The sequence below is a fragment of the Actinomycetota bacterium genome, from assembly GCA_014360645.1.
Classification (GTDB): Bacteria; Actinomycetota; Geothermincolia; order Geothermincolales; family RBG-13-55-18; genus Solincola_B.
Genome location: JACIXD010000007.1, coordinates 121416 through 148102 on the forward strand (window position 1 = coordinate 121416; position 26687 = coordinate 148102).

Sequence of the window (26687 nt, forward strand, 5' to 3'; positions counted from 1 at the left end):
CGGCCGATTTCTTCTCCCCGGCGGCCTTCCTTCCGCCACCGGTCGTCCTCTCCCTGTTCCCGGCGGCCTTTTTCTCTGTGTTGCTCTTTCTCTCCACGGATCCCATGCCTGTATCCTCCGCGCCCTTCGTACGCGCCGCGCCTTTCTTCCCGCTTTTCTCTTTCTCCGCCATCTCCGGCCTCCTACGCCAAGCCCTTCGCGTATAGCAGCGGCCGCGGGTCCACCAGGTGTTTGGCGAACCACTCCTCCGTCCCTTTCATGCCCAGTGCGAGGGCCATGAGCTCGGTGAAGAAGAACACCGGCAGGTCGTGTTCCAGACGGAAGAACAGCCTGCCCTCCCGCTGGCGCATCTCCAGGTTGGCCAGGCACATGGGACAGGCCACCACGATGCAGTTGGCGTCCGCTTCCTCCGCCGCCTCGAAAAGGCGGTTGACCAGCTTCACCACGATGTCGGTCCTGGTCAGCGAAAGACTGCCCCCGCAGCAGTCCGTCTTGTAGGACCACTTTCTCACCTCGGCGCCCATGGCCGAGAGCAGGTCGTCCATGAGGCGCGGGTTGTCGGGATCGTCGTTGGAGATCATGCCCCGCGGGCGCACCATGAGGCAGCCGTAATAGGATACGGGCCTCAACCCCTCCAGGGGCCTGGCTACCTTTTCCTTCAGCGCCTCCAGGCCCACTTCCTCGGCGATGACGTCCAGGAGGTGGACGATCCTGCCCTCGAAACGGGGATCGGAGCCCACGATGCGCTCCACCTGCGCTGCCGTGGAAGGGTCTTCCAGGATCTCCTTCTGGGCCTTCTTGAGGTTGTGGTAGCAGGCGGCGCAGACCACCACCAGGTCACCGCCCCGCTGCCTGGCCTTGGCCAGGTCGCGCCCGGGAAGGGAGAGGGCCAGCAAGTGGTTGGTCATGTGCGCCGAGGAGGCGCCGCAGCAGTTCCAGTCCGGCAGGGTCTCGAGCTTGAACCCCAGCCTCTCCGAGACCTTGAGGGCGGACTCCCCGTATTCCTCCGCCGAGGAGAGCTGGGAACATCCCGGATAAAAACTGTAGGTCTTCATACGGCCCTCCCTTTCGCCGTCTGCGGGCTTAAATTGCCGTGCGGGTCCACCGGGCTCGCATACCTCCCGCCCCGCTCGCCCTCTCCCGCCTTACGGTTAGTGTCTACCGCCTCGCCGGCACCGCTTATCCCGGATGCGGAAAAAGCCCCGGGGGAATACCGCCGCCCGGCCCTCATGACTTCGTCTCCTTGAAGATGCGCCGGACCTCGCGGTTGCCCCTGACCACGCTGGGGATGAGCTTGATCTTTCCTTTCTTGAGCATCTCCACCGCCAGCCCGATGTCGCTCAAGAGGTCCCCCGATAAGCTCTTGTACGCCCCCATGAGCACGGGCTCGCTGATGCGCCCCGTGGCCTGGATGTTGCCCAGGAAACAGCGGTGGAAGAGGGGTATGTTGCGCTCCGCGGGCTTCACGCCCTCCTCCAGCGCCATGGCTCTGAGGGTATCCATCACCCGCGCCACGTCGATGTCGTTGGGGCAGCGCGCGGTGCAGGTCTCGCAGGAGGCGCAGATCCAGATGGTATGGGACGCGAGCAACCTCTCCTTCTGCCCGTACTGCGCCAGCTTCATCACCTGGTGGGGGAGGATATCCATGGCGAAGTTGAATAGGCAGCCCGTGCTGCACTTCCCGCACTGGAAACACAGGCGCGGCTTCTCCCCGCTGCGCCTCTCGATCTCCCGCTCCAGTCCCGTGTCCAGGGTGTTGATCATTCCAGCACCTCCCATCCTACGGCGGAGACCCTCCCGGCTCTCGTCCATCTGCCGAAACCGGGAGGCGGTCATGGGTCACCGACATGCCTTACCCGTGCTCAACAGCTTCCTCTCTCGTCTCCACCGACTCCTCTTTTCCGACCTCCTCTTCACGACCGCTGCCACCGTCTTGTGGACGAAACGCCGTCCGAGACGCACAAGACGGAAAGATTCTATGCCCGCTGTGGGCCATCCGCCATAATCCATATCATCCGATAACGTATAAACCCGCACTTCAAATACCTACACGGGTTTTCGGGTGGCGTTACCCCTTCCATCTTTTAATATCACATTTGACTATTAAGTTCTAGTTAATGTCCGTTAACCTAATGCACCTCAATTGTAACCCTTTTCCGCGCCGCCATCCAGTACCCGCCCATCCAGTACCCGCCGAAAGATCGCGAGATGTTTGCGGGCTCCTTGGAGGCCGCAGGCAAAGCCCGGTTTTTCACTCACCGGGGGCATGCCGCCCCGCCGGTCACATCTCCCTTTTTTGCCACGCGAAATGATCGTCTCTTCCCGCCTCCCTCTCGGAGATATCTCGCCCCGGCAGAGGTGTTTTCCGTCAGTCCGCCCGTGGAACGTGGCGCGTGGCCGCCTCGCGAGGGTTTACCGCACGGCCAGATCTGCCGCGCCGGAAGCATGTCCGAGCAGGATGGAGGTCGGGACCTGGGAGAGGCGGGGAGCTTTTCTTCATTCCACCATCCAGAGGAGGTTTTCCGTCTCCTCCTCCGCGCCCGCGGCCCTGAGGAGGTAGGCCGCCAGCTGGGTGGCGAGTATCTTCAGGTCGTCGGTATTGAGATAACGCGAGCAGCAGCGGTCGAACAGCACCCGACAGTCGGCCGGGAACTCCTCGTCCCCACGGTGTAGGACCACCAGCAGCGGCACGCGTGGAAAGGCGCGGAAGACGAAGGACTCGTCGCCGTAATCCGCCCTCGCCCCCGCCAGCGGGGCGGCGGCGGCGGTGAGGGCGCCCGTGCTGTGCCCGAACACCCTGGCCAGGGGCTGCTCCACGGTGGGCACCAGGGTGGCGGCGTAGAACTTCCCTCCCGGAAGGTCGCGATAGGCTACCCACTCCCCCGTCTCCTCCGCGCCGCATGAGAGCTTGACATACCGCAATGCCAGCACCCGTAGGGAGAAGCTGTCTATTTCTTCGGGCACCTTCACGCGCCCTTCCGGCATCGCGACCTCGATCTCACGCCCGAAGGAAGGGATGACCAGCCTGAGTCCGCCCTCCGGGGTCTCCTGGGCGGAGAAGAGTCCCAGGCGGGCCTGCGCCCGAAGGTCAAGCCCCCTGATCTCATCGACGGCCCTCTCCAGGGTCGCCCTCTCACGTTCAACCGGGTCGGTCATGGGTCAAATATCCTCCGCTCCCCGCGCGGGTGCGCCCCTCTACAGTCGCCCCGATAACGGCGGGCAACGCCGTGTTAAGCGTAATCCACCCCACCCCGAGCGGTTTCCCTAAGCACCTACCGTTTTTCGGCTGCCGAACGCTCCACATCCGGTAGGCTGAAGGCGGTGTCGTTCTTAGGCTTGCGTGAGATCGCCTGCTTCGAGTACCTGCCCCGCCCGTTCCAGAAGTCGGGCACCAGCATGCGGGAATCCTTCATACGCCACCTCGCTCGTCATCAACCGTCTTTATAACATCAGTTTAATATAGTTTACTATACATTACAATAATTACTTTTCTTTATAATAATCAACATATCTTTTCCGGTATCCGTTCCTCCAGGACCTTCCTCAGATCGGGCAAACCGCACCATCTCCTGCCCCGGGGAGAAATGTCCGTTCACCTATCTCCGCCATCGTCCATACCCTCTTGCCGCTGCCGCGCATTTTCGCGAACGCGCCACACGCCGGCGACTCGCCGCCGTTGGCCGGTTGTAACTGCCCCCGACCGGCCGTGACCGTTATGGTCCCGACGCCGCCCCGGGACACCGACGCCGCGTTCTCTCGCTTAACGACGCGGTTTTTATTCTCTCACCTCCCGGAGACGTGAGGGCGATATCGGTGCCGGTTCGCGGGCATCCCTTCATCCGCGCGCGGGCGCCGTTCCCAATCCGCGACCCACCTTATGCACAGGCCGTTCTCTCGGGGGCAAGCCTTCTTATATATCCGGGTATCGCCGACGTGAGCCGCATTGCGGGCGCCGCAACCACACGGGGGGGACACTATACATTGTGTATTGAAAGCTATTTTCAGAGCAGGGTTCAAGGAACGCCTTCGCCTTGCCGTTCTTATGGAGGAGCGGTTAAGTGGCGGCGGCGGGACGACGGCGGCGCGGCCCCCAGGCCGGCACGACAGCTTTGGCAAGTGGACCTGGCTCTCTCCCCGGAGGTGCGGTGAGAGATGTTCGGAAAAGTCTATTACACCGTGGTGGCCTTTCTCTTCGGGCTGGTGGTCGGGAGCTTCGACAACGTGGCCATCTACCGCATCCCCGAAAAGATCTCCCTGTGGTCGCCCCGCTCCTTCTGCCCCTCCTGCGGCACCACCATAGCCTGGTATGACAACATCCCCCTGGTGAGCTTCCTGGTGCTCCGGCGCAGGTGCCGCCGCTGCGGCGCCCTCATCTCCTGGCGCTATCCCGCGGTGGAACTCTTAAGCGGCCTGCTCTTCGCGGCGGTCTACGTCGGGGTGGGTTTCCAGTGGACGGCGGAGTTGCTGCCGTATCTCTTCATGGTAACGGTGCTCGTCATCGTCTCCGCCATCGACCTGCGGCTGCAGATCATCCCCAACCGGGTCATGTACCCCGCCATCCCCGCGGCGCTGGCGGCCATGGGCGCGGTGGCGCTGGCGAGGGGGGACTATCATATAATCATCGACAGCCTGATAGGCATGGTCGTCATCTCGGTGCCCTGGGGGCTGGCGGCTCTGCTCTACCCCAAAGGCTTCGGGATGGGGGACGCCAAGCTGGCCGCCTTCACCGGAGCCATCCTGGGATGGCGGGCGGAGGTGGTGGGCTTCTTCATCGGCGTGGCGCTGGGCGCCCTCGCGGGTATCGCGCTGATGGTCGCGGGCAGGAAGGGCCGCAAGTCGCGCATCCCCTTCGGCCCTTTCCTGGCCGCCGGGTCGGTCATCGCCCTCTTCTGGGGCCAAAAGATATGGGATCTCTATACCGGGCTGCTGTAGAACGAGGAGGAACGGCAGGATGACGGAAGGATGGCAGTTCACGCGCGATATCGCCCTGAGAACCAGGCCCGGGGAAGAAGGGCGGCTGGTCATCGCCGCGTCGCTGAGGGATCACCGGCTGGGCGAGCCCATCCACTACATCGACGTGGAGGCGGAGGTGGGCATCGCGGACGGGACCATCCACCGCATACGGGGAGAGATGCCCCACATCCCGCATGAGGACTGCCGGCTGGCGCTCAGGCGCCTGGACCTCCTGGTGGGTGAGCGCATCATACCGGGGTTCTCGGACCTGGTAAGGGGCGTGGTGGGCTCCAGCGAGGGGTGCACCCACCTCGCGGTGCTGGTCATGAACCTCGGCAACGTGAGCGTGCAGGGGCGGGCCGCTTTCGCCCACGCCATGCTGGGAGAGGGGGAGGCGCGCCGCATGATAGCGGCGCAGGCGGAGGAACTCGGCCTTCCCGGAAGCTGCATCACCTGGCGCGAGGACGGCCCTATCATGAGCAGGTTACAGGATGCGCAGGGGGGCCTTGAGGCTTGAGGGCTCTTTGCAATGGGGATGACCTTCTTCGGGGAGTCTTTTCTCGCATGAACAGGGTATCTGTAAGATCAAGCTGTATTTTGCTGGGAAGAACCGGAAAAAGCCCTGACGGCGAGGGGTATTCGTCCGCGCTCAGACCTTTTGGTCGGATTCATTCTCCGGCAACGCTCTCGCGGATAGACGGCGAAAGCGATGGCCCCGCGTTCCTCGATCCGGAGGGTCGCCGCGTTCTAACCGGTTTATGGTTCCGTTATGATCGACAACGATCATGGGGCTGATGGCCTTGAAACCGAAGCTCATGCCATTCATTGGAAGAGAATCCGCCCTCGTCCTCCTCTTCTTCCTCCTCCTGGCGGTGGTCTTCACCTGGCCCCTCGCCCTCCATCTCCACGACGGCATCCTGGGGGGACACGGAGACCCCCTCCTCAACACCTGGATCCTTTCCTGGGATGCACGGACGGCGTTCACCCACCCCACCGGGCTGTTCCAGGCGAACATCATCTATCCCTCGCGAGACGTCCTCGCCTACTCGGAACACCTCATCACCCTCGGCGTGGCCGCGGCTCCCATCTATTACCTGAGCGGTAACCCTTTGCTCGCTTACAATCTCGTCCTGCTCCTGGGCCTCGTTTTCACCGCCTTCGCGGCTTACCTGCTCGCCAGGGAGCTCACCGGCAGCAGGTGGGGGGCGGTTGCCGCGGGGGTGTTTTTCGCCTTCTGTCCCTACAAGATAAGCAAGCTCGGACATATCCACATCCTGCTGGCCCCCTTCATGCCCTTGATGCTCCTCTACCTTTACCGCTACCTGGGCAAGGGCGGACGGAGGAACCTCGTCCTCTTCGGCCTCTTCCTGCTCCTGCAGTCCCTCTGCAGCTGGCACTACCTGGTATTCTGCTCTCTTTCCGCCGGGCTGCTCTGGCTCTGGTTCGCCCTCCTCTCCCGCAGGCGCTCCCTTCTGCCGCGCCTGGGATATGCGCTGGCCGCGATGCTGGCGGCCCTGGCGCTCACCCTGCCCTTCGCCCTTCCCTACCTCAGGGCGCACGCACGCCTCCCCGATTTCGAGAGGACCCTGCGGGAGGCCGAATACTATTCCGCCTCCCTCTCCGATTACCTGCGAGTCCCCCGGGAAAACCTCCTCTACGGACATGCGCCGGCGCCGTTCAGCAAGGGGGATGTGATGCCGGAAGGAGTGTTGTTCCCCGGCATCACCACCATCGCCCTCGCCCTCGCGGGCCTTTTCATACGCCGCCGAGAGGATGACTACCTGCCCGCCTTCGACCCCTGGAACTTCCGCTACGGCGCGCTCTACTTCCTCGTCCTCGCGCTGCTCGGATTCCTGCTCTCGTTCGGGCCCAAGATGGGAGGGATCACCAACTACCTCTATACCGTTCCCTTCCACCTGGGCCTGTTCAAGGTCATCAGGGCTCCGGCCCGCTTCTACGTCCTCTGCTCCCTGGGGCTCTCCATGCTGGCGGCCTTCGGGGTGACAAAGGTTTCCCTGCGCGTCTCCGCCCGCACCGGAAGCCCGCGGGCCGGCCGCCTGGCCGCCGCGTTCCTGATGGCCCTGCTGCTCCTGGAATGTCAGACCTTCAACCTCAAGGTGTACCCGGTGCCGACGGGGAAAGAGGTTCCCGAGGTCTACCGGTGGCTCTCCCGGCAGGGCGACGTGCGCATAATCGAGCTCCCGGCCCCCAAGCTCGGAGAGGGAGCATATCGATACGATGCATGGATGATGGGGTATACGCCCGAGGATATCCTGACCAATATGCCCAGGGAGGGCATGCTCGTCTACCTGAGCACCTATCACTGGAAGAAGACCGTGAACGGCTACAGCGGCTACCTGCCCTTCTTCTACCGCCGCATCATGACCGAGATGCAGGCCTTTCCCTCACGGCGCTCCCTCGAACTCCTTGGCGGACTGGATATAGACTACGTGCTCTGGCACTGGGACTGGGTCCCGGAGGAGGAAAGGGACGCCTGCCGCAACCGCCTCGACGCGCAGGACGGGATCTCCAGGGTTGCGGATATCGGCCAGGTGGAGGTCCTGGCAATCGACCGGCCGGCAGGGGCAACCCCGGAGGACCTCGAGTTCGCCCTGGCGGCTCCCGACTCCGCGCCCGCGGAGGAGGGATTCAACATATCTGTCCTGGTGAGAAACACCTCCAGTCTGCCGTACGTTGATTTTCGCGAGGGAGGACAAGATGTCAGGATCAGGATGACCTGCGGTGATGGACTTACCCGTGAAGAGGTCCTACGCGCCCCCCTGCCCTTTTTCCTGCAACCGAACGAGTCGGTAGCTCTGCCCGTTGAAATCGGTATCGCGCTGCCGCCCGGAAACTATTCACTCCAGGTCGAATCAGCCGATGAAGGGGGATACATGTTCTCATTCTCCAGGGAGATCGCCTTGCGAGATCCCTCATCCATGTGCGGCCAGGGCATCCTATCCGGAGCGGTAGGCGCCTTTTTCGGTGAAACGGACAACCTTTACGCCTCTCCCCACCAACTTTTACCCTTGTTGTTGAAGATCGAGAACGGCGGCGATGTTTTCTGGAAGTCGGAATGGACGGAAGAGGAGCTGAGGAAGGGGATCCCCTACGGCCTGGTATTCGTAGGCGCGCAGTGGATGGTCGATGACTCGCCTGCATGGGAAGCTCAAGCCGGCATCCTACCCTGCGACATAGCCCCGGGCCAGTCGATAATCGTTCCGGCGTTGTTAAGGACTCCCGATCTTCCTGGTAGATATACGCTCTTTCTATGCCCCCGGGAAAAGATCGAGGGTTGGTTCGGAGGTTATATCCTCCTGGAGATCGAAGTTCGACCGGAGGCGGAAAGTAGATGAGTCTTCCCTCGTGCCTCAGGATCCCCAACTTTTCCCGCAGGAAGGAATCCACCCTCGTCCTCCTCTTCTTCCTCCTCCTGGCGGTGGTCTTCACCTGGCCCCTCGCCCTCCATCTCCACGACGGCATCCTGGGGGGACACGGAGACCCCCTCCTCAACACCTGGATCCTTTCCTGGGATGCACGGACGGCGTTCACCCACCCCACCGGGCTGTTCCAGGCGAACATCATCTATCCCTCGCGAGACGTCCTCGCCTACTCGGAACACCTCATCACCCTCGGCGTGGCCGCGGCTCCCATCTATTACCTGAGCGGTAACCCTTTGCTCGCTTACAATCTCGTCCTGCTCCTGGGCCTCGTTTTCACCGCCTTCGCGGCTTACCTGCTCGCCAGGGAGCTCACCGGCAGCAGGTGGGGGGCGGTTGCCGCGGGGGTGTTTTTCGCCTTCTGTCCCTACAAGATAAGCAAGCTCGGACATATCCACATCCTGCTGGCCCCCTTCATGCCCTTGATGCTCCTCTACCTTTACCGCTACCTGGGCAAGGGCGGACGGAGGAACCTCGTCCTCTTCGGCCTCTTCCTGCTCCTGCAGTCCCTCTGCAGCTGGCACTACCTGGTATTCTGCTCTCTTTCCGCCGGGCTGCTCTGGCTCTGGTTCGCCCTCCTCTCCCGCAGGCGCTCCCTTCTGCCGCGCCTGGGATATGCGCTGGCCGCGATGCTGGCGGCCCTGGCGCTCACCCTGCCCTTCGCCCTTCCCTACCTCAGGGCGCACGCACGCCTCCCCGATTTCGAGAGGACCCTGCGGGAGGCCGAATACTATTCCGCCTCCCTCTCCGATTACCTGCGAGTCCCCCGGGAAAACCTCCTCTACGGACATGCGCCGGCGCCGTTCAGCAAGGGGGATGTGATGCCGGAAGGAGTGTTGTTCCCCGGCATCACCACCATCGCCCTCGCCCTCGCGGGCCTTTTCATACGCCGCCGAGAGGATGACTACCTGCCCGCCTTCGACCCCTGGAACTTCCGCTACGGCGCGCTCTACTTCCTCGTCCTCGCGCTGCTCGGATTCCTGCTCTCGTTCGGGCCCAAGATGGGAGGGATCACCAACTACCTCTATACCGTTCCCTTCCACCTGGGCCTGTTCAAGGTGGTCCGTTTCTCGGCCCGCTTCTACGTCCTCTGCTCCCTGGGGCTCTCCATGCTGGCGGCCTTCGGGGTGACAAAGGTTTCCCTGCGCGTCTCCGCCCGCACCGGAAGCCCGCGGGCCGGCCGCCTGGCCGCCGCGTTCCTGATGGCCCTGCTGCTCCTGGAATGTCTGACCTTCAACCTCAAGGTGTACCCGGTGCCGACGGGGAACGAGGTTCCCGAGGTCTACCGGTGGCTCTCCCGGCAGGGCGACGTGCGCATAATCGAGCTCCCTGCCCCCAAGCTCGGAGAGGGAGCATATCGATACGATGCATGGATGATGGGGTATACGCCCGAGGATATCCTGACCAATATGCACAGGGAGGGCATGCTCGTCTACCTGAGCACCTATCACTGGAAGAAGACCGTGAACGGCTACAGCGGCTACCTGCCCTTCTTCTACCGCCGCATCATGACCGAGATGCAGGCCTTTCCCTCACGGCGCTCCCTCGAACTCCTTGGTGGACTGGATATAGACTACGTGCTCTGGCACTGGGACTGGGTCCCGGAGGAGGAAAGGGACGCCTGCCGCAACCGCCTCGACGCGCAGGACGGGATCTCCAGGGTTGCAGATATCGGCCAGGTGGAGGTCTTTGGCGTAGCGGGAGCGGCGCCCGCTGGCGACGCATCCCTGGAGGCGGCTATGGCCTGCCCCCGCGCTGTGCCCGGCGGCGAGTCCTTCAACATGTCCTTGATGGTCCGAAACGAAGGAAAAACGTCCTATACCTCGGCGGATGAGGAGCAATACCGTGTGCGTATCTCTTTTTCCGATCCCTCCGGCAAGGTCTTTAGCGAGCAAATACTGCGCTACCGACCGCCGTTCTATCTTGCCATGGGCGAAGAGACGCCTCTCCCTCTCTCTCCGGCCATCCCTCCACCGCCCGGGGAATATAACATCGTCGCAACATGTATGGACGGGCCTCTTGTCGGAAACATCCTGGCAGGAGAGATAGCCGTTCGGGAGCTTGCGGAAATGGCTGGGTCCGGCTCACTTGACGCCTCCCTCGCCCTGGACGGCGACACGCAGCCCCTCAACATACCCGAACCGGACGGGCTTTTCCCGGTCGTGGTGAGGATAAGAAACACCGGCGATAACCTGTGGAGATGCAGGTGGGAAGAAAAAGACCTTCTGGGCAGATGCCCGTTCGGGCTCGTCTACCTCGAGGCCGTGTGGGCCATGGGTGATGCGCGGGCATGGGAAAAAGAGGGGGCGGTGCTGCCCTGCGACGTCGCGCCGGGACAGGAGATCGCTTTCACGGTCCTTGTGCGACCCCCCGACCAGCGGGGTGACTATACTCTTCTGATCAGCGCTTACGACAAGGACGTGGGGAGATTCGGGGAGATCGCGACCTCGGATGTCCGCGTCGCCCCGATATCCGAAGGCGGAGCCCCGTGAGCGTTCTCGCCGGGTTCCCCCTTAAGGCAGCCGGCGCATTATCGGTACTCGCGGACGACGGGCGCGAATACCGGGCGGGACCCTGGGCTCACCGTGGCGGGTACGCCGCGCAGGCGACATCTCGCAGGCTGTCCCTAATCGCGCCGGCCTGAAAGGTCGAATCATAAGAAGGGGTCGCCGGGGACCTTACGGCTTTCCGCGCACAACCCCGAACAGGCCGAGAGAGATACGAGGAGCAGCCCTTAAGACATGTCGATTGCAGCAAGAGCGGAGGAGAAGCGGTCGGACATGGCCGGGATAAGGAGGCCGGGTCCGGAATACGCTCTTGTGCTGCTCCTCTTTCTGGTACTGACCATCATCTTCACCTGGCCCCTGGTGCTGCACCTCCACAACGGGGTACTGGGCGGGCACGGGGACACTCTCCTCAATACCTGGATAATGTCATGGAACGCGCACGCCCTTTTCTCCCATCCCGGCAGCCTCTTCCAGGGAAACATCATCTACCCTTCACGCGATGTGCTCACCTATTCCGAGGTGATGATGGTGGAAAGCCTGTTCGCAGCGCCCGTCTATCACGCCGCCCGAAATCCCGTTCTCGCCTACAACATCGTGCTCGTCCTGGGTTCGGTCCTGGGCGCATTCGGATGCTATCTCCTGATAAAGGAGTTGACCGGCAGCAGGTGGGGCGGTATCGCCGGCGGCGTCTTCTTTGCGCTCTGCCCTTACAAGATGAGCAAGATAGGGCATCTGCAGATCTTTTTCTCCCCTTTCCTTCCCTTCATGATCCTTCACCTCTACAGGTATCTGGAGCATCACCGTACGAGGAACTTGCTCCTCTTCGGGACCTTCTTCCTGCTGCAAGCCCTATCCAGCTGGCACTACCTGGTCTTCTGTTCGCTTTCCGCCGGCTTGCTGTGTTTCTGGTATGCGCTTTTCGCCAGGGACTCCAGGCAATGGTCGCGGCTTGGGTTGGCGGTCCTGGTCATGTTCGTGGCGGTTGCGGCCATGGTTCCTCTGGCCATTCCCTATTTCAGGTCAAATGCGCGCCTGCCGCATTTCGAGCGTACCCTCGATGATTCGGAATACTGGTCCGCTCGCCCCGGTGATTTCCTGAACGTGCTCCCCGAAAACCTGATATACGGATCCGCGCCCGCCTTTTTCACCGAGGGCAATATCCTGGCGGAAAACGTGCTCTATCCCGGGCTGCTGGTGGTTATCCTGGCCCTCGCGGGCATCCTGATCAGAAAGAGGCGGGGCGATGACGCGCGAGTGTTCCAGAGGGACGCGTCGACAATGAAGGGCTATTTCGCCCTGCTCATCTTCGTGAGCGTGATCTTGATGCTGGGCCCACGCGTGGGAGGAGTGAAAAACCCTTTCTACATATTCCTGTACCATCTCGGGCTGCTGAAGTTCATCAGGATGCCTTCCCGTTTTTTCATCAACGCGGTTCTGGGCCTGTCGGTGCTCTGCGGTTACGGGATCGCCAAGATATCCCTCTGGGCAAGGTCCTGGCGCAACAACCTGACCGTGGCTAAAGTCGTCGCGGGCTGCCTTGTGCTTTTCCTGATCCTCGAGATCGCCACCTTCAACCTGACCGTTTACGCCGTACCCGTCTGGGGAGAGGTTCCCGATGTCTACGCCTGGCTGGAAGAGCAGGGCGATGTTCGCATCATCGAGCTCCCCACGCTGCCGCTGGACAATTCCTGCTATGATTTCAGGGTGCTTCCGCTCAATCCCGTCGACCTCCCGAGTTACCTGTTCCGCGAGGGGATGCTGATGTATCTCAGCACCTACCACTGGAAAAAGACCGTCAACGGGTACAGCGGGTATCTCCCGTTCTTTTACAAGCGCATCATGAGCGAGATGCAGGGGTTTCCCTCTCGTCGCACCGTCGACCTGCTGAGCGCGCTGGATATCGACTATGTGATATGGCACTGGAACTGGGTGGACGAAGAGCGCGAAGGCGAGATGCGCGCACGGCTGGAGAGCTGGCAAGGCCTTGAGCGCCGTGAAGACTTCGACCGCATCACCGTGTACGGGGTCGCGAAATCCGGGAAAACCGGCGCGGAAGGGCTGCAGGTCTCCCTACTCGCGCCGCGGGTGATGGTGGAAAAAACGACTTTCAACGCGAGTCTTCTGGTAAGAAACGCGTCCGAATCGGTGTTTGTTTCGACGAAGGAAGAGCGGCAGGAATGTACCGTCTCTTTCGTGGACGAGCGGGGCATGACCGCCCTCGCATACCGCTCGCGGTATCCCGCCCCTTTTTTCTTGGAACCCGGAGAATCGACCGTCCTTCCAATAGAGGCGGGACCCGTACCGGACGAAGGAGTATACGAGCTTGTCCTGCAGACCGGGGACGGCGTACTCCCCTCGGGGGAATACCGTGCCGAGGTGCAAACGCTTCCGCTTGCGGAAGCGGGCGGTTCGGGAAGCATGGCGGGTAACGTCGACCTGGAGGGGCCGGGAAGGATCAGGATACCCGTGCCCGACGGACTGCACCCGGTGAATATCTTGGTGCGGAACCAGGGCGATATCCTGTGGCGCGCTCTCCGGGACGAGGACGACCTCTTGGATCGCCTGCCGTTAGGACTGGTGTCCCTCATGGTCGCATGGGGCATGGACGGAGCCGCGGCCCGGAAAGAGGAGGAGCACATGTTGCCCGGTGACCTCGCCCCGGGAGAGGAGACCCCGGTGCCGATTCTCGTCAGGCCTCCGGATAAGCCCGGAACATATGAGCTCTTTGTCGGACTATACGATGCGGATATCGGGTGGTTCGGAACGCCCCTTACCGTAGAGGTGGAAATAGAGGGATCGAAGGAACTCCGATGAAGAAATATACGACCGTATAGAGATGAAAAAAGCGGTCGGGCAACGAGGAACGTGGATGTCATCACCGTCGGTCAACGGATTGAGAGAGCGGCTCGGGAAGGCCAGGTCAAGCCTCGCGCACAGACTTGACGGATACTACGCCTCCACCCCTCCGTATGCCTTGAACGCATGGGACAGGCTTGCCGGCCTGGCGGTATTCCTGTTTTTTTTCGTGCTATATCTTTACACCTGCGGCCACGGCCCGAATATCGCCGGAGACTCACCGGAGCTCATCGCGGGCACCTACAGCCTCGGGATACTGCACCCTCCAGGGTATCCGCTCTTCACCCTCCTGGGCTACCTGTTTACGCGCCTGCCCTTTGGGAGCATCGCTTTCAGGGTGAATCTCTCCTCCGTTCTCTTTCACTCCCTTACCCTCCTTGTCGTATACCTGTCGGCCCTGAAGATGACCCGCAGCCGGGCCGCTTCCTCCATCGCCACCGCCGTGCTCGGTTTCTCGAGTGTCTTCTGGTTCTATGCCCAGATCGCGGAGGTCTTTCCGCTCAACAGTCTTTTCGTCGCGCTGCTTATATATGTCGCCATTAGGGCCCGCGAGGAATGGCTCCGCGGCAACAGCCGCGGCTGCACGAGAAGGATGGTGCTCCTGGCGGGCCTGGCCGGCCTCAGCCTGACCCACCACCATACCATCATCTTCGTGTTCCCCGCCCTTCTCCTTTTCCTGCCCCGTCAACTTCTCGCCTTATGGCGAAGGCCTTCTCTCCTGGCGGCCTGCATGCTGGCATTCCTCGCCGGGCTCCTGCCGTATCTCTACCTCCCGCTCCGCGCCTCCCAGGAGCCGTTCATGAACTTCCTCAATCCCTCGACCTTCCAGAACTTCAAGGACAGCATCACGAGGGCATATTACGGATCGTCACGATTATGGATCGGTCCCGGGGCCGACCACCGCATAGACCTGGTCTTCTACTTCATCAACGGACTGTATTGGCAGGTACATCTCCTGGGATTGACTTTCGGCGTGTTCGGGATGTTCCATGCAGCAAAAAGGCGTATCGGAGATTTCCTGCCTCTCTTCACCGCCTTTTTTCTGAGCGCGGTCGTTTTCGCTCTCCTTGCCAACGTCAAGGTGCAAAACGCATTTGAGCGTTCGACCATCGAGAGGTTCTTCATCATGCCGACGATCATCCTCTGTTATTTCATCGCCATGGGCTTGAGTGCCGCATCAAAAAAGCTCCGAGAGCTGCTCGACAACCTGGCCTCAGTAAGAGACGACATCAAGAAAGGTCTGGTCCTGGCGCTGGGCATGCTGGTGGTGGCTCTTTTCTGCCTGCCCGCGTCGAAGACCGCCTCCGCGGTCAACCTTAAATATGATCCGGTGGGGGAAGCCTTTATCAAGAACCTCACCGCATCCCTCGAAGACGGCAGCGTCCTGTTCGTTACCGGAGATGTGCCCGTCTTCCTGATGGAATACTACGAGGTGGTGCAAGGGGACGAAAAAGACCTGACCATACTCATCTATCCCTTCCTCGACCAGTCATGGTATTTCTCGCACGTGAGGAAATATGCTTCCCGGATATATTTCCCCACCGTGGAAGAGATCCGGGCGGACATCACCGACGACCCCACAAAAGACACGAGAAGCCTGGTGGCGGAGCGCATAATAAACGGCAATCCCCAGGTTCCCGCTTTCTACATCCTGCATACCCCGGTACTCGACGAATCCCTGGAATTCCAGCCCAGGGGCATCTCCTTCAAACTCGTGCCGAGAGATGCCCCGTTCGACCCGGAGGAGTATTACGAAGGGCAGTTAGCATATTATGGGAGATTTATCGTGGATGGTCTGTCCGATTCCTTCTATACCGGTAACCGGAGGGAGCTCGACCTCCTCGCCCAGATCGCTGCCTACCCTTACGAATTGGGTAAATATCTCGCAGGCAAAGGCGAAAAGGAAAGGGCTTTGTTCTTCTTCTCCTACACTTACCAGTTGTATCCAGCGCCGGAGGTGCTCAAGAGGATGGCGGATACCTATGCGGAGATCTCCATCCCGGAAGAGGCCTACCGGTATCTTGACCTTTACGTAAATTCCGGAACCTACTCGACCATTAATGTCTGGGATGCGCTTATGGACATGGAAGATATGCTGGCCGAGGGCAGGTTTGGTGATGCGCGGTAATGCCATGACCCGTCTTGTCCTGGCGGCACTGTTCCTGGCAGTGCTGCTCCTCTTCACCTACCCTCTATGGAGCACCGGACAGGTACTGTACATGGGCGACATCAGCAACAGCGATATAACCGAGTTGAATCTCCCCGCGCGCTATTTGCTGCACGAAGGACTCCACGGGGCTACCTTTCCCCTCTGGACACAGCGGATCGGGTGCGGCTTCCCGCTCCTGGCCGAAGGTCAGGCCGGCCTGCTCTACCCCTTAAACCTCGCACTTTTTTACGCCTTCAAGCCGGGTTTCGCCTTGAATCTCTCGCTCATCATCAGCCTGTTCCTCGCCCTCGTCTTTTCCTACCTCCTTTTTCGCCAGTACAACCTCGGCAGGGTGGCCTCTTTTTATGCGGCCGTATCCTTTTCCTTTTCCGCATACGTGATGGCAAAACTAAAATTCACGTACATGATCAACTCCTACGCCTGGCTTCCCCTGGCCATCTACGGTATTGAAAGGGCTTTCGCAAGGCGTAACCTGAAGTATTTCCTGTTGACGGCATTTGCGTTCGCGATGCAGATACTCTCGGGAGGAGCGCAGGTGTTCGCCATTTCCTTCTCCGCCGTCCTCGTGATCCTGCTGTGGAGGTCCGCGAGCCTGAAATCCCGGTATCCCGAGATGGATGCCGGCAAAATGGTGCGGTTAACGGTCATGTTCGTTCTGGCCCTTATCGTCTGCCTGGTCATGGGGTTCGGTTTCGCCGCCCCCCAGCTGATACCGCAGATCGCGGGATATCCGCATTTCAACCGCTCCGGGGGAACCGATTTCGCCTGGTCGCTGGGGAAACCCATGCGCCCCCGTAACCTCGTACAGATGTTCTCTCCCTACCAGTATGGAAACCCCGCCTCGGGCACCTATGACCTCGAGTACGATTATTTCTGGGAAAACATAGCATATACGGGGCTGTTGACCATGGTCCTTGCCCTCGCGGCCGTGCTCTTCCTGGCCAGGAAAAGCAGCGAGGTGAGGATGTGGCTCGCGATAGGCGTGTTCTCCCTCCTGATCGCGCTGGGCAACAACACTCCCCTGGCGGAGATACTATGGAGATACGTCCCGGGTTTCAGGATGTTCCGGTTCTGGCAAAGGTTCCTGCTCCTCACGACCATGTCCCTTGCTTTTCTCTCCGGCGCCGCCGTCGACCACGCGTTAAACCGTCTCGGGGACAGCGGGCGCTGGAGAGGCGGTATTTCTGCACTCATCATCCTCACCCTCGTCCTCGACCTGGGATTATTCGCTCACAGACAGGTATCCACCATCGAATCCGACAGGATCCTCGAGGACAATGAACTCGCCACATGGCTCAAGGAAAACCTCGGCGATGAACCGGGTTACCGCATCTCCGTGCTGGGGGAGAGGGATGTATGGGAACAGGCCATACGTGAATCAGGAGGCTGGCTCGGAGACAAAGAGGCTTATTATCAGTTCATGGAGTTGTTGCCTCCGAACCAGAACATCTACTTCGGCATCGACGGGGTGACGCAATACGGCGATTACGGTCTCTATTATCCTAAGGTGCTGGATTCCCTGACCCATTTCATGTACCTGAAAGAAGCGGGCTGGAAGGTAAGATACACTCGAAGTGCCGTGAACGTACTAGCCCTGGAGAGCGTGAAATACCTCCTAACTCCCTTCGAGCTCGGGGTAGAGGGGATCACAAGGGTCAGGACGCTCCAGACCGACATGAAAGGGGTCTCTATAAACGTCTACGAAATTGAAAACCCGATGCCGCGAGCATATATCGCCTCCGATTTCGAGATCGTGGAAAAGAGCCCCTTGCCCATGCAGCAATTGATAGAGACCATGTGGGATGGAAGCCGCGTCAGGGAAAGGGTCATCCTGGAAGAGGAACCGGCAATGCACCATGCCGGGAAAGAGATGGGGGGAGAAGCGCGTTTCGTTTCCTACAGCGACCGCCGCATCGAGCTCGGCGTCGAATCGGAAACAGGGGGCATACTGGTGCTGAACACCGCATATTACCCTGAATGGGAAGTTTATGTCGATGGAGAGAGGCGGCCGCTCCTGAGAACAAACTACGCTTTCATGGGGGTCGAGCTCGAAGCGGGAGGGCACGTGGTGGAGTTCATATACCGTCCGCGGTCTCTGACCTATGGCGTATTCATCCTCGTTGCAGCCCTCGCCCTGGCCGCCCTGCTGCTGCTATATGACCGCAAGACCCGTTTCCTGCATATCGAGATACCCTCGTAAGGTACCAGGGAGGCGTAAACGCGGACGCCATCCCGGAATAGGGGATTGGCCCGGCATGGCTTGAGGAGAAAGACGACGGTGAAGATGATATGGCCAGGATGGTCTGGGCATACAGGACCACCGTCACCCTGCGACCGGTGATCAGTCACGGCGGGATAAGTTCGAGTCCGATGCAAAAATCAAGGAGGGGGAGGAGACTCCCCTCCCCCTCCCGGATCAACAAACTAGATGGTACCGTGATTTGAGCAGCTCGGGCTCGCCGGCGCAGTCCCGCTATGCCAATCGATACTATTGGGGTTGGATTCATAAACGGAGCCATTCTGCGGACACGTCGGGGTCTTCTCGATGTATGCAGGAACCAGATCTCCTATGGCCTGCGGATAATGCCCGTCGTTGCTGGCAGCATAGATGTTGGACGCGGACTTGATGGTTTTCATGTTGGACTGGCAAGTCCTCTTCTCCGCGCTGCCGCGAGCTGCCAGGAATACCGGCACTGCGATACCCACCAGGATACCGATGATGAGGATAACGATCATCAACTCGATGAGGGTGAAGCCTTCCTGCCTGTGCATTCTCTCACCTCCTTTCCTCTGGATATATAACAAATGCCTCCCACCGAAACATCTCGTCTCTTAGCTCCCACCTCCCTCCTTCGTAGCCGCAGACTCGTATCTATATTTGATTTTCGGCATTTTCGCCTTAATACTTAACCATCTTCCCCGGGATTTAAACCCCGTATCCCGCAGGGATGCCGCTCTCCCTACGCTATAATCGGTATCGACTCCCATGACAATAACTGCAGCGGACTCCGGGGAGCGGCCGGACGCGGCGGCGGACGGCGTTTCCGGGGAGGTAAAAGGTGAGGGGAGAGAGCGCAATCGGCGAAATCTCGCGCAGCTCCAGTGGCGGACGGCGGGAGGTAAAAGGTGGAGGGCAGCGGAAGGATTCTGGCTGTTGATGTAGGGGCGGGGACGCAGGACATCCTGCTCTTCGACGCGGGGAGAAAGCTCGAGAACTGCGTGAAGCTGGTGCTCCCCAGCCCCGGCGCGCTCCTGGCGAAGCGGATAAGGGATATGGATGCCGGGGAGACGGCCGGGGGACTTTTCGTGACCGGACGCACGGTGGGGGGCGGGGCCTTTTCCCGCGCCCTCAAGGAGAGGCTCCGTGCGGGTACCAGGGTGATCATGTCCCGTGAGGCGGCCTTCTCCCTGCGCAACAACCTGGCCGACGTGGAGGCCATGGGGGTGGAGATAAGCGAGGAGCCGCCCCCGGGGTTCCGCGGCGCCGTCCTGTGCGCGGACGAGCTGGACCTCAGCCCCCTGCGAGAACTCCTCCTCTCCGTGGGGGAGTCCCTGGACGACCTCGACGCCGCCGCAGTGGCGGTGCAGGACCACGGGACCTACCGGCCCGGGGAGAGCAACCGCAAGACGCGCCTCGCCCACATGCGGAGCCGCCTGCGGGAGGACCCGGACCCCCTCTCACTCTCCTTCCCCGAGGGGGAGATACCGGAGGTCTTTCCTCGCATGAGGTCGGCCGCCGGTCGCTTGCGAGAACAGCTCTCCTGCGAGAATATCCTGGTCATGGACACCGCTCCTGCGGCGGTGGCGGGCTGCCTCGCGGACCGGCTGGTGGCGGAAACGGCCTCCGGGAACCTCCTGCTCATCAACGCGGGCAACGGCCACACCCTTGCCTGCCTGGTCTCTGGAGGAAAGGTGAAGGCGGTTCTGGAACACCATACCAAAAAGCTTGAGCCGCGTTCCTTCGCCGCCTACCTGGGGGCTTTCTGCGCGGGCGAGGCCGTGGACGACGACGAGTTCATGGCCTCCGGACACGGTCTCTTCTACCTCCAGGACCCGCCGGGCTTGGAGAATATCGACCTCGTCGCGGTGACCGGCCCCAACCGCGAGCTCCTCGAGGGCACCGGCCTGGAGGTCTATTATCCCTCTCCGGGGGGTGACATGATGATGACCGGGCCCCTGGGCCTGGTGAGGGCGGCGCGATACCGCTTCGGGACCACGCAGAAAGTCCAATGAAGAGCGAACCCTGTCCATGACCGGCCCCCGAAGCAAGAGGTATCTACGGTATCTCCTCCGGGCGGGACGGTGAGACGGGGTCCCTCGGACTGGTGAGGGCGGCGCGATACCGCTTCGGGACCACGCCGGAAACCCCGTGAGCCGCACCGCTCACGCACTGAAGACAGGCGCCGTCGAAAGACTTAAGCAGCAGGGCCGTTGCGGTATCTCCGCGGCATGCGAGGCGCCGTACCGCCCTGCGCCTCCTCCCATCCTACGCAGGCCAGACCGGCGAGGATCATGGCCGTGCCCAGCAGAAGCGCCGCGTTCACCTCCTCCCCCAGCAAGGCCCAGCCCCAGAAAAGCGCAATGGGGGCAACGAGGTAGATATAGAAGGAGGCCTGGGAGGCACCCAGGCCCTCGAGGCCTTTGGAGTAGAGTTGGTAACCCAGGACCGTGCATCCCAGGCTGAGGAAGGCGAGCCAGCCCCAGCCGGCGCGGGACAGGGAGGCCATCCCGGAGGAGAGATCGCGGGCGATGACGCCCAGGGGAAGCAGCGCCAGGGTACCGGCGAAGATGGCGTAGGAGGTGATGAAAAAAGCGCCGTGGGCCTCGGCCAACGGCTTCAAGAGCACGGTGTACACCGCCCACGCCAGGGCGGCGAGGAGCACATAGAGTATGCCCTGCACCCTGCCTAACCCCAGCTCCTCGCCCGCGCCCAGTATGGTGACCACCGCGACTCCCCCCAGGGCCAGCGCTATCCCCGCCGCCTTCCACATGCCAAGGCTCTCGTGAAGGAGGAAGCGGGAGAGCAAGGCCGCGAAGACGGGAGTGATGTTGGCCACCAGCCCTGCGGTCCCCGCCGGCACCAGCGTCTCCCCGTAGGTCACGGCAAGGTGATAGCCGAGGACCGCAGCGACCCCCGCCGCCGAGACGAGGAACCATTCCCCGCAGCTGAGAGCAGGCCGCCTCCTGCGGTAGAAAGCCACCACCGGGGCCAGGAAGAGCGCGGTGAGAAGGAAACGCGCCAAGTTCAGGGAGAGATAACCGAGCTCGTCCAGCAGGACCTTCATGGCTATGAAGGCCAGGCCCCATATCCAGCAAACCAGCAAAAGGTAGAGATGATAGCGCAGCTTACCTGCCACCGGTCCCTCCCTTCGGCCGTCCTTTTATGAATACTGAATCCTGCGCCAGGGGGTAGGTGGCGAAGACGGCCGCGCACAGGGCATGTCCCGGGACGCTCACGAGGCCATACCCCGCCTCGCCCCGCCCCGCTCCGCGAGCCGGTATCCCAGCTTGAGCGCCAGGGGGTAGGTGGCGAAGACGGCCGCGCACAGGGCATGTCCCGGGACGCTCACGAGGCCATACCCCGCCTCGCCCCGCCCCGCTCCGCGAGCCGGTATCCCAGCTTGAGCGCCAGGGGGTAGGTGGCGAAGACGGCCGCGCACAGGGCATGTCCCGGGACGCTCACGAGGCCATACCCCGCCTCGCCCCGCCCCGCTCCGCGAGCCGGTATCCCAGCTTGAGCGCCAGGGGGTAGGTGGCGAAGACGGCCGCGCACAGGGCATGTCCCCTGGGGCTCACGTTTTCGTGGTCGAAGTGGAACACGCCGGAGTTGATCATCCAGTCCCGGCCCGATTCGGCCCGGCACATCTCCCATATCCAGCGCGTCCATTCCAGGTTGAAATACAGGCTGATGCTGGTCACGTAGAAGACGCCGATGGTCGCCAGGTCGAGGAACTTCCTCACCTTCGCCCTCTTCTCCTCGTCGCGCACCAGCCTCTCGGTGCCCCGGGCATAGAGATAGCCCAGGGAGACCAACCAGGGCGGGTCGATCAGAAAACTGTCGTAGGGCAGCATCTCCCCCTCCTTCTTCGCTTCGGCCGACGTCTCGCTCCTCTACCGGAGCCACTGTCCCTCCCAACGCGCGGGGCAACGGAGCGCCTGGCCGCCCGGTCACGGCTCCAGGACGAATGCACCGGCGCCCTGCTCCATTATATGCCACAGGGGGAGCCGGCGCTTCCTCCACCTCGCAACCCCGGCGGCCGCGCGGTTCCCCCGGCGAGCTAATGCCCACAGGCGGGCTTTTAGGGTAGACTGTCAGGGGGTGATGACATGGAGGCTCACCTTTTGCTCTGCGATGCCGCCGAGGTGGTGGGTGACCGGGTGTTCGTGCTGGGCGGCGGATGGATCGGGCGCAGCCGCCGCATGCCCGACATGGCCGTGGTGGTGCTGCTGGACGTGCCGTGGGACCAGGCGAACCGCCGCCACGATATGGAGCTCGTGCTCCTTGATGAGGACGGCAACGCCATCAGCGCCGGCGACCCCCCGCGCGAGGTGCGGGTGCAGGGGAGCTTCGAGGTGGGAAGGCCCGCGGGGCACCCGGCGGGCATGCCCCTTCGCTTCCTGCAGGCCGTCAACTTCCACCGCCTTCCCCTGGAGCCCTCGCGCCGCTACAGTTGGGACCTGCGGTTGAACGGCGAGCCGGCGGCCAGGTCGTCGTTCTTCACCTTCCGGGACTGACCCCGCGCTTCCGGGGCCGTCGCCGTCCACGTCCCGGAATATCCGCCCTCGCGTCGGTCTCCCGAAGGCGAACCGGCCGCAGCCTCCGCCCTTCGTGACCTGACCTCATACCGCAACCGGCCGTCATGGTACATAATGTTCCTTAGCCCGAGGCGAGACGCCGCAAGCCGGGGAGGCAAGGACGGCCGCCTTTGTAGAGAGATGTGGTGCGGGATGAAGATGCTGCGGAAAAAACTGTGGCGCGAGATCATGCAGTCGAAGTTCCGCTTCTTCGCCGTGGCCTCGGTGGTGGCCATCGGCATCATCCTATACACCGCTTCCTACATGTCCTACCTCAACCTGTCCAAGTCCTACGAGTACACCTACGAGAGACTGAACTTCGAGGACCTGCTGGTGCGCGTGGAGCGGGCACCGGAACGCGCGGCGGAGCGCCTGCGCGAGCTGCCCAACTTGGACCTGGTGACGCCCCGCATCAGCGACCCCATGGGCATGGAGCTGGCGGACGGGACGCGCATCACGGGACAGGTCATCGGCATCCCCACCCAGGGGACCTACGTCAACACCCTTCATCTGCGCAAGGGCCACGGGCTCAGCGGACAGGAACGGGAGCTCACCTGCCTGGTGGAAAACCATTTCGCCGATTTCAACCGCCTCGAGGAGGGAGACGTCATCTATGCCGTGAAGAACGGGGAGCGTATGCCGGTGAGGGTGGCGGGGGTGGTCTCCAGCCCGGAGTACATGGTGGTCTTCCGCAACCGGCAGTTCCCCATGACCTCGGCTACCGTGTACGGCGTCTTCTATTTCAACATGGAGCAGGCCAGGTTCCTCACCGGATTCGCGTCCAGTTCCTACAACGAGTTCGCCATGACCCTCAAGGACTACGCCCTGCTGAAGACCACGGAGGAACAGGTTAGGGCCGTATTGAAGCCCTACGGCATTGAGGAGGTCACCACGCGGGACAACCAGATCTCGAAGATGCTCCTGGAGATGGACGTGCGCCAGTTCCACGACTTCGCCATCTTCTTCCCCATCCTATTCTTCACCATCGCCGCCTTCAGCATTTACATGATCCTCTCGCGCATGGTGCGCACCCAGCGGCCCACCATTGGGCTCATGCGCGCTCTGGGATACTCCGCGCGCTCCGTGCTCCTGCACTACATGTCCTTCGCCGTCATCGTGGGACTGGTGGGGGTGGCCCTGGGGAGCGTGCTGGGGTGGGCGGTCACGGGCATCGTGTCCAAGGTCTACTCCAGCACCATGAAGATACCCTTCGTGAGGTTCGGGACTTACCCTTTTGTCTTCCTGTACGGCTTCCTCCTGGCCATGCTCTTCTGCGTGCTGGCGGGCCTGGTGCCCGCCCGGCGCTCCGCGGCGGTGCAGCCCACCGAGGCCCTGCGGGGGGCCATAGACGTGACCAGCTACGCAAAGGTCTCCTGGGTGGAGCGGCTGCTGCCCCGCATCTCTCGCCTGCCCGTCTTCTGGAGGCTGCCCCTGCGCAACATCTTCCGCAACCGCAGGCGCACCGCCTTCACGGTCATCGGCATCGTATTCTCCATCGTCCTCATCATGCTCAATCTGGGACTCAACGACACCGTCAACGCCAACATGGACCGCGCCTTTAACCACCTCTTCACCTTCGACATCGCCGTGCTCTTTCTGGAGCCCCAGACGCGCGTGACCCAGAGGAAGATAGAGAACATCGAGGGCGTGACCAGGGTGGAGCCCACGGTGGGCTATCCCTGCACCATCAGAAACGGAGAAAAGGACGTGGAGAGCATCATCATGGGCGCCCTCGCGGATACGGTGATGCGCGGTTTCCTGGACGAGCGCAACCGCTCCGTGAAGTTAAGCCCCAACCACTGCCTGATAAGCCGGAACTACCGCGATGAGCTGGGGATCGCGGAGGGCGACACCATCACCGTCACCTCTTCCCGGCGCTCGCGCTCCTTCGTCGTCTCCGACTTCATCATGGAGCCCATGGGGTCCTTCGTCTACGTGCCGGTGGAGGAGGCCAGGGAGCTCCTGGGATACGGAACCAGGTCCTCCGCCTTCTACATCAAGGTGGATCCAGGATACTACCAGGAGGTAAGGGAACGGCTCTACGCCATGCCCGAGGTGCTGACCATGGTGGACCTCTCGCAGATCAAGAAGGAGATCGATTCCTACATGGCCCTGCTCTATATCGTCATTGCGGTGATGCTCATCTTCGGCCTCATCATGGCCTCCTCGCTGGTCTTCAACACCTCCACCATCAACATCATGGAGCGGGAACAGGAGGTGGCGACCATGCTCACCCTGGGGGTGCCGCAGTGGAAGGCGTCTCTCTCCCTCACGCTGGAGAACGTGATCATGGGGCTGCTGGGCTTGGTGCCCGGCTACATCGCCGCCCGCATCGTCATGGCCCAGGCCATGAAGCTCTACGAGAGCGACCTCTTCGCCTTCACCCCGGCCATCTCGGTATGGACCCTGGTCATCACCGGCGTGCTGGTCATCGCCCTCATGGTGCTCTCGGAATTCCCCTCGCTGCGCCATATCCGCAACCTGGACCTGGCGCAATCCCTCAAGCGCCGTTCCATCTAGGCCGGCATCCGAACGGAGACCTCTCACCCTTTGAGCGGCTGTCAGGATGGCGATTCGGCCCAAAGCTCACGCCCGGCAAGCTGTTTCGCCGATCGGTATGGACAGGCAGCCCGTCATAAGGCTTCCTGGAAATCTATGGAAAGGGCATCGCGGAATAAGGCCGGCCGTACGGGGGAACAGCCTTGTCGCCGAGGCTCCGCATGTTGCCCTCCGAATGAGCGGTGAAGCCGGGCCGGTGCTGTGTGAGCGGACCGTCATTCCGACTCTTCGCCGGCGGTTTCGATGCGGTAGCACTCCGCGCAATAGACGAAACCGCCGTGCAGGCCTTCGACCACGCCCACGAAGAGCCACTCGTCGACCTCGAAGTAGTGCCCGCATGCGGTGCACAGCGAACCCGCCTTGACCTCGAACCCCATGCGTCGCTCGTCCAGGCCGGGTTCCTCCACCGCCAGCGCCGGCTCCAGGCTCAACACCCCCTTGGGGAGGTCGTTCGCGTCCGGACGGCAGCCCTGGCAGTACAGGTATTCCCTGATCTCGTCGACCTCCACTGCGAGCGCGTACACCTTTTCCCCGCCCTTGAGGCGCCTTCCGCAGCCCTCGCACACGCCCCCGCCGCTGACCAGCCTGCCGCTTATGAATTCCCTCAAGCCGACTTTCCTCCTCGCAAGGGCCATGCGTCCATCATCACCATTTTACCCCCTGCTTCAAGCTCCCCAGGCAGGGAGGTCCCGCGCTCTCCGACATCATCGGCAGTCATGTCCACGGGGATGGGGGCTGGGAACAGAGCCCGCGGTGAAGGGCATCGACGGGGGCGGCGGCGAGGGGATGAGCGGTCGGAGGCAGGCATCCGGTCGACGCCCGTTACGCGACCCCGAGAAAGCGGACCGGGACCGCGTTCTCCGGCGTTGCGGCAACCCCGTAACCGCGCCTTCCTCACCCGCCGATCCACGGGGAAATTTTCCTCCGGAAACATGAACGGGGGTCGAGACGACCTCCCGACCGCATCCCCCTCACTTCTTCCCCTTTTCCGCGCACCATGTTGTATAATGTTTAAGAATTGCTCCAGCAAAGCGAGCCAAGAGGTGATGATAATTGAGTTCGGTGGTGAAGAAGCGCCGCAAGAAGATGCGCAAGAAGAAGCACAAGAAGCTGCTCAAGCGCACCCGCTGGCAGAGAAGGAACAAGTAGCGGACATCACGAACGTCCCGTTCCTCTCTCCGATCATCTCGTGAAACCGCCCTGCAGGCGCAAGAGCGAGAGATTATTTCGCTTCCCGCCTTCCGACGCCCCACCACGCTCCGCTTTCCCGCAAGCACCTTTGTCGGGGCAACGGGATTCAGGTATGCTCCCCGTAATCCGATGCATGCATAGGGAAAAGGAAGGGTCTTTCGATGTAAACGGACGGGTCATGGACACTGAGACCGCTGTTGACCGTGTGCCTGGTAC

18 protein-coding genes are annotated in these 26687 nt (G+C 61.8%); 11 read left to right on the top strand and 7 right to left on the bottom strand.

Annotated elements, in window-relative coordinates; genetic code table 11:
* Positions 1-182: 182 nt before the first annotated feature.
* The 3 genes from H5T74_08100 to H5T74_08110 all read right to left on the bottom strand — a co-directional run bounded on the left by H5T74_08100 (position 183) and on the right by H5T74_08110 (position 3156).
* A complete protein-coding gene (locus H5T74_08100) occupies positions 183-1055 on the bottom strand; it encodes a CoB--CoM heterodisulfide reductase iron-sulfur subunit B family protein (protein MBC7230335.1) in 873 nt (290 codons plus the stop codon).
* 172 nt (positions 1056-1227) lie between these two features.
* A complete protein-coding gene (locus H5T74_08105; GenBank protein MBC7230336.1) occupies positions 1228-1764 on the bottom strand; it encodes a 4Fe-4S dicluster domain-containing protein in 537 nt (178 codons plus the stop codon).
* Positions 1765-2496: 732 nt separating this feature from the next.
* On the bottom strand, positions 2497-3156 hold the full coding sequence (locus H5T74_08110) for a DUF3786 domain-containing protein (protein ID MBC7230337.1): 660 nt from the start codon (positions 3154-3156) through the stop codon (positions 2497-2499).
* Between the two features lie 996 nt (positions 3157-4152).
* On the opposite strand from H5T74_08110, the gene H5T74_08115 reads away from it, so the two are divergent.
* The 7 genes from H5T74_08115 to H5T74_08145 all read left to right on the top strand — a co-directional run bounded on the left by H5T74_08115 (position 4153) and on the right by H5T74_08145 (position 18126).
* Positions 4153-4932 (top strand): prepilin peptidase, encoded by a 780-nt coding sequence (locus tag H5T74_08115; protein ID MBC7230338.1) that lies wholly within the window; start codon positions 4153-4155, stop codon positions 4930-4932.
* 19 nt (positions 4933-4951) lie between these two features.
* On the top strand, positions 4952-5470 hold the full coding sequence (locus H5T74_08120; GenBank protein ID MBC7230339.1) for a DUF2889 domain-containing protein: 519 nt from the start codon (positions 4952-4954) through the stop codon (positions 5468-5470).
* A 277-nt stretch (positions 5471-5747) separates the two neighbouring features.
* Positions 5748-8309, top strand: coding sequence for a hypothetical protein (locus tag H5T74_08125; protein ID MBC7230340.1), 2562 nt, complete (start codon positions 5748-5750; stop codon positions 8307-8309).
* The gene (locus H5T74_08130; GenBank protein MBC7230341.1) at positions 8306-10885 is read left to right on the top strand and encodes a hypothetical protein; all 2580 of its coding nucleotides are present in this window, start codon (positions 8306-8308) and stop codon (positions 10883-10885) included. Before H5T74_08125 ends, H5T74_08130 begins: the two co-directional genes overlap by 4 nt.
* A 288-nt stretch (positions 10886-11173) precedes the next feature.
* Positions 11174-13714 carry a glycosyltransferase family 39 protein gene (locus tag H5T74_08135; protein MBC7230342.1) on the top strand — a complete coding sequence of 847 codons (2541 nt, stop codon included), beginning with the start codon at positions 11174-11176 and terminating at the stop codon, positions 13712-13714.
* Positions 13715-13769: 55 nt separating this feature from the next.
* A complete protein-coding gene (locus H5T74_08140; protein MBC7230343.1) occupies positions 13770-15884 on the top strand; it encodes a DUF2723 domain-containing protein in 2115 nt (704 codons plus the stop codon).
* Complete coding sequence (locus H5T74_08145; protein MBC7230344.1) at positions 15874-18126, top strand: YfhO family protein; 2253 nt, start codon at positions 15874-15876, stop codon at positions 18124-18126. Before H5T74_08140 ends, H5T74_08145 begins: the two co-directional genes overlap by 11 nt.
* A gap of 224 nt (positions 18127-18350) precedes the next feature.
* Here H5T74_08145 and H5T74_08150 read toward each other — a convergent pair whose 3' ends face one another.
* Positions 18351-18698, bottom strand: coding sequence for a prepilin-type N-terminal cleavage/methylation domain-containing protein (locus H5T74_08150; GenBank protein ID MBC7230345.1), 348 nt, complete (start codon positions 18696-18698; stop codon positions 18351-18353).
* A 354-nt stretch (positions 18699-19052) separates the two neighbouring features.
* Between H5T74_08150 and H5T74_08155 the strand changes: the two genes are divergently transcribed.
* A complete protein-coding gene (locus tag H5T74_08155) occupies positions 19053-20159 on the top strand; it encodes a hypothetical protein (GenBank protein MBC7230346.1) in 1107 nt (368 codons plus the stop codon).
* Between the two features lie 182 nt (positions 20160-20341).
* Here the strand turns inward: H5T74_08155 and H5T74_08160 are convergent, their stop codons facing one another.
* Both H5T74_08160 and H5T74_08165 read right to left on the bottom strand, forming a co-directional pair.
* Positions 20342-21283, bottom strand: coding sequence for a DMT family transporter (locus H5T74_08160; protein ID MBC7230347.1), 942 nt, complete (start codon positions 21281-21283; stop codon positions 20342-20344).
* 322 nt (positions 21284-21605) lie between these two features.
* Positions 21606-21998 carry a hypothetical protein gene (locus H5T74_08165; GenBank protein ID MBC7230348.1) on the bottom strand — a complete coding sequence of 131 codons (393 nt, stop codon included), beginning with the start codon at positions 21996-21998 and terminating at the stop codon, positions 21606-21608.
* Between the two features lie 255 nt (positions 21999-22253).
* On the opposite strand from H5T74_08165, the gene H5T74_08170 reads away from it, so the two are divergent.
* Both H5T74_08170 and H5T74_08175 read left to right on the top strand, forming a co-directional pair.
* Entirely contained in the window at positions 22254-22661 is a 408-nt protein-coding gene (locus tag H5T74_08170; protein ID MBC7230349.1) for a hypothetical protein, read from the top strand.
* Between the two features lie 213 nt (positions 22662-22874).
* The gene (locus H5T74_08175; protein MBC7230350.1) at positions 22875-25241 is read left to right on the top strand and encodes an FtsX-like permease family protein; all 2367 of its coding nucleotides are present in this window, start codon (positions 22875-22877) and stop codon (positions 25239-25241) included.
* Positions 25242-25495: 254 nt separating this feature from the next.
* On the opposite strand, the gene H5T74_08180 is transcribed toward H5T74_08175, so the two are convergent.
* Positions 25496-25888 carry a hypothetical protein gene (locus tag H5T74_08180; GenBank protein MBC7230351.1) on the bottom strand — a complete coding sequence of 131 codons (393 nt, stop codon included), beginning with the start codon at positions 25886-25888 and terminating at the stop codon, positions 25496-25498.
* Positions 25889-26333: 445 nt separating this feature from the next.
* Here H5T74_08180 and H5T74_08185 point away from each other — a divergent pair, with 445 nt between their 5' ends.
* Positions 26334-26429: an AURKAIP1/COX24 domain-containing protein gene (locus tag H5T74_08185; protein ID MBC7230352.1), complete on the top strand. Its 96-nt coding sequence runs from the start codon at positions 26334-26336 to the stop codon at positions 26427-26429.
* Positions 26430-26687 lie beyond the last annotated feature (258 nt).

Coding starts and splice junctions, on each gene's coding strand:
- H5T74_08100 (MBC7230335.1), bottom strand. CDS start 1,055: ATGAAGACCTACAGTTTTTATCCGGGATGTTCCCAGCTCTCCTCGGCG.
- H5T74_08105 (MBC7230336.1), bottom strand. CDS start 1,764: ATGATCAACACCCTGGACACGGGACTGGAGCGGGAGATCGAGAGGCGC.
- H5T74_08110 (MBC7230337.1), bottom strand. CDS start 3,156: ATGACCGACCCGGTTGAACGTGAGAGGGCGACCCTGGAGAGGGCCGTC.
- H5T74_08115 (MBC7230338.1), top strand. CDS start 4,153: ATGTTCGGAAAAGTCTATTACACCGTGGTGGCCTTTCTCTTCGGGCTG.
- H5T74_08120 (MBC7230339.1), top strand. CDS start 4,952: ATGACGGAAGGATGGCAGTTCACGCGCGATATCGCCCTGAGAACCAGG.
- H5T74_08125 (MBC7230340.1), top strand. CDS start 5,748: ATGGCCTTGAAACCGAAGCTCATGCCATTCATTGGAAGAGAATCCGCC.
- H5T74_08130 (MBC7230341.1), top strand. CDS start 8,306: ATGAGTCTTCCCTCGTGCCTCAGGATCCCCAACTTTTCCCGCAGGAAG.
- H5T74_08135 (MBC7230342.1), top strand. CDS start 11,174: ATGGCCGGGATAAGGAGGCCGGGTCCGGAATACGCTCTTGTGCTGCTC.
- H5T74_08140 (MBC7230343.1), top strand. CDS start 13,770: ATGTCATCACCGTCGGTCAACGGATTGAGAGAGCGGCTCGGGAAGGCC.
- H5T74_08145 (MBC7230344.1), top strand. CDS start 15,874: ATGCGCGGTAATGCCATGACCCGTCTTGTCCTGGCGGCACTGTTCCTG.
- H5T74_08150 (MBC7230345.1), bottom strand. CDS start 18,698: ATGCACAGGCAGGAAGGCTTCACCCTCATCGAGTTGATGATCGTTATC.
- H5T74_08165 (MBC7230348.1), bottom strand. CDS start 21,998: ATGCTGCCCTACGACAGTTTTCTGATCGACCCGCCCTGGTTGGTCTCC.
- H5T74_08170 (MBC7230349.1), top strand. CDS start 22,254: ATGGAGGCTCACCTTTTGCTCTGCGATGCCGCCGAGGTGGTGGGTGAC.
- H5T74_08175 (MBC7230350.1), top strand. CDS start 22,875: ATGAAGATGCTGCGGAAAAAACTGTGGCGCGAGATCATGCAGTCGAAG.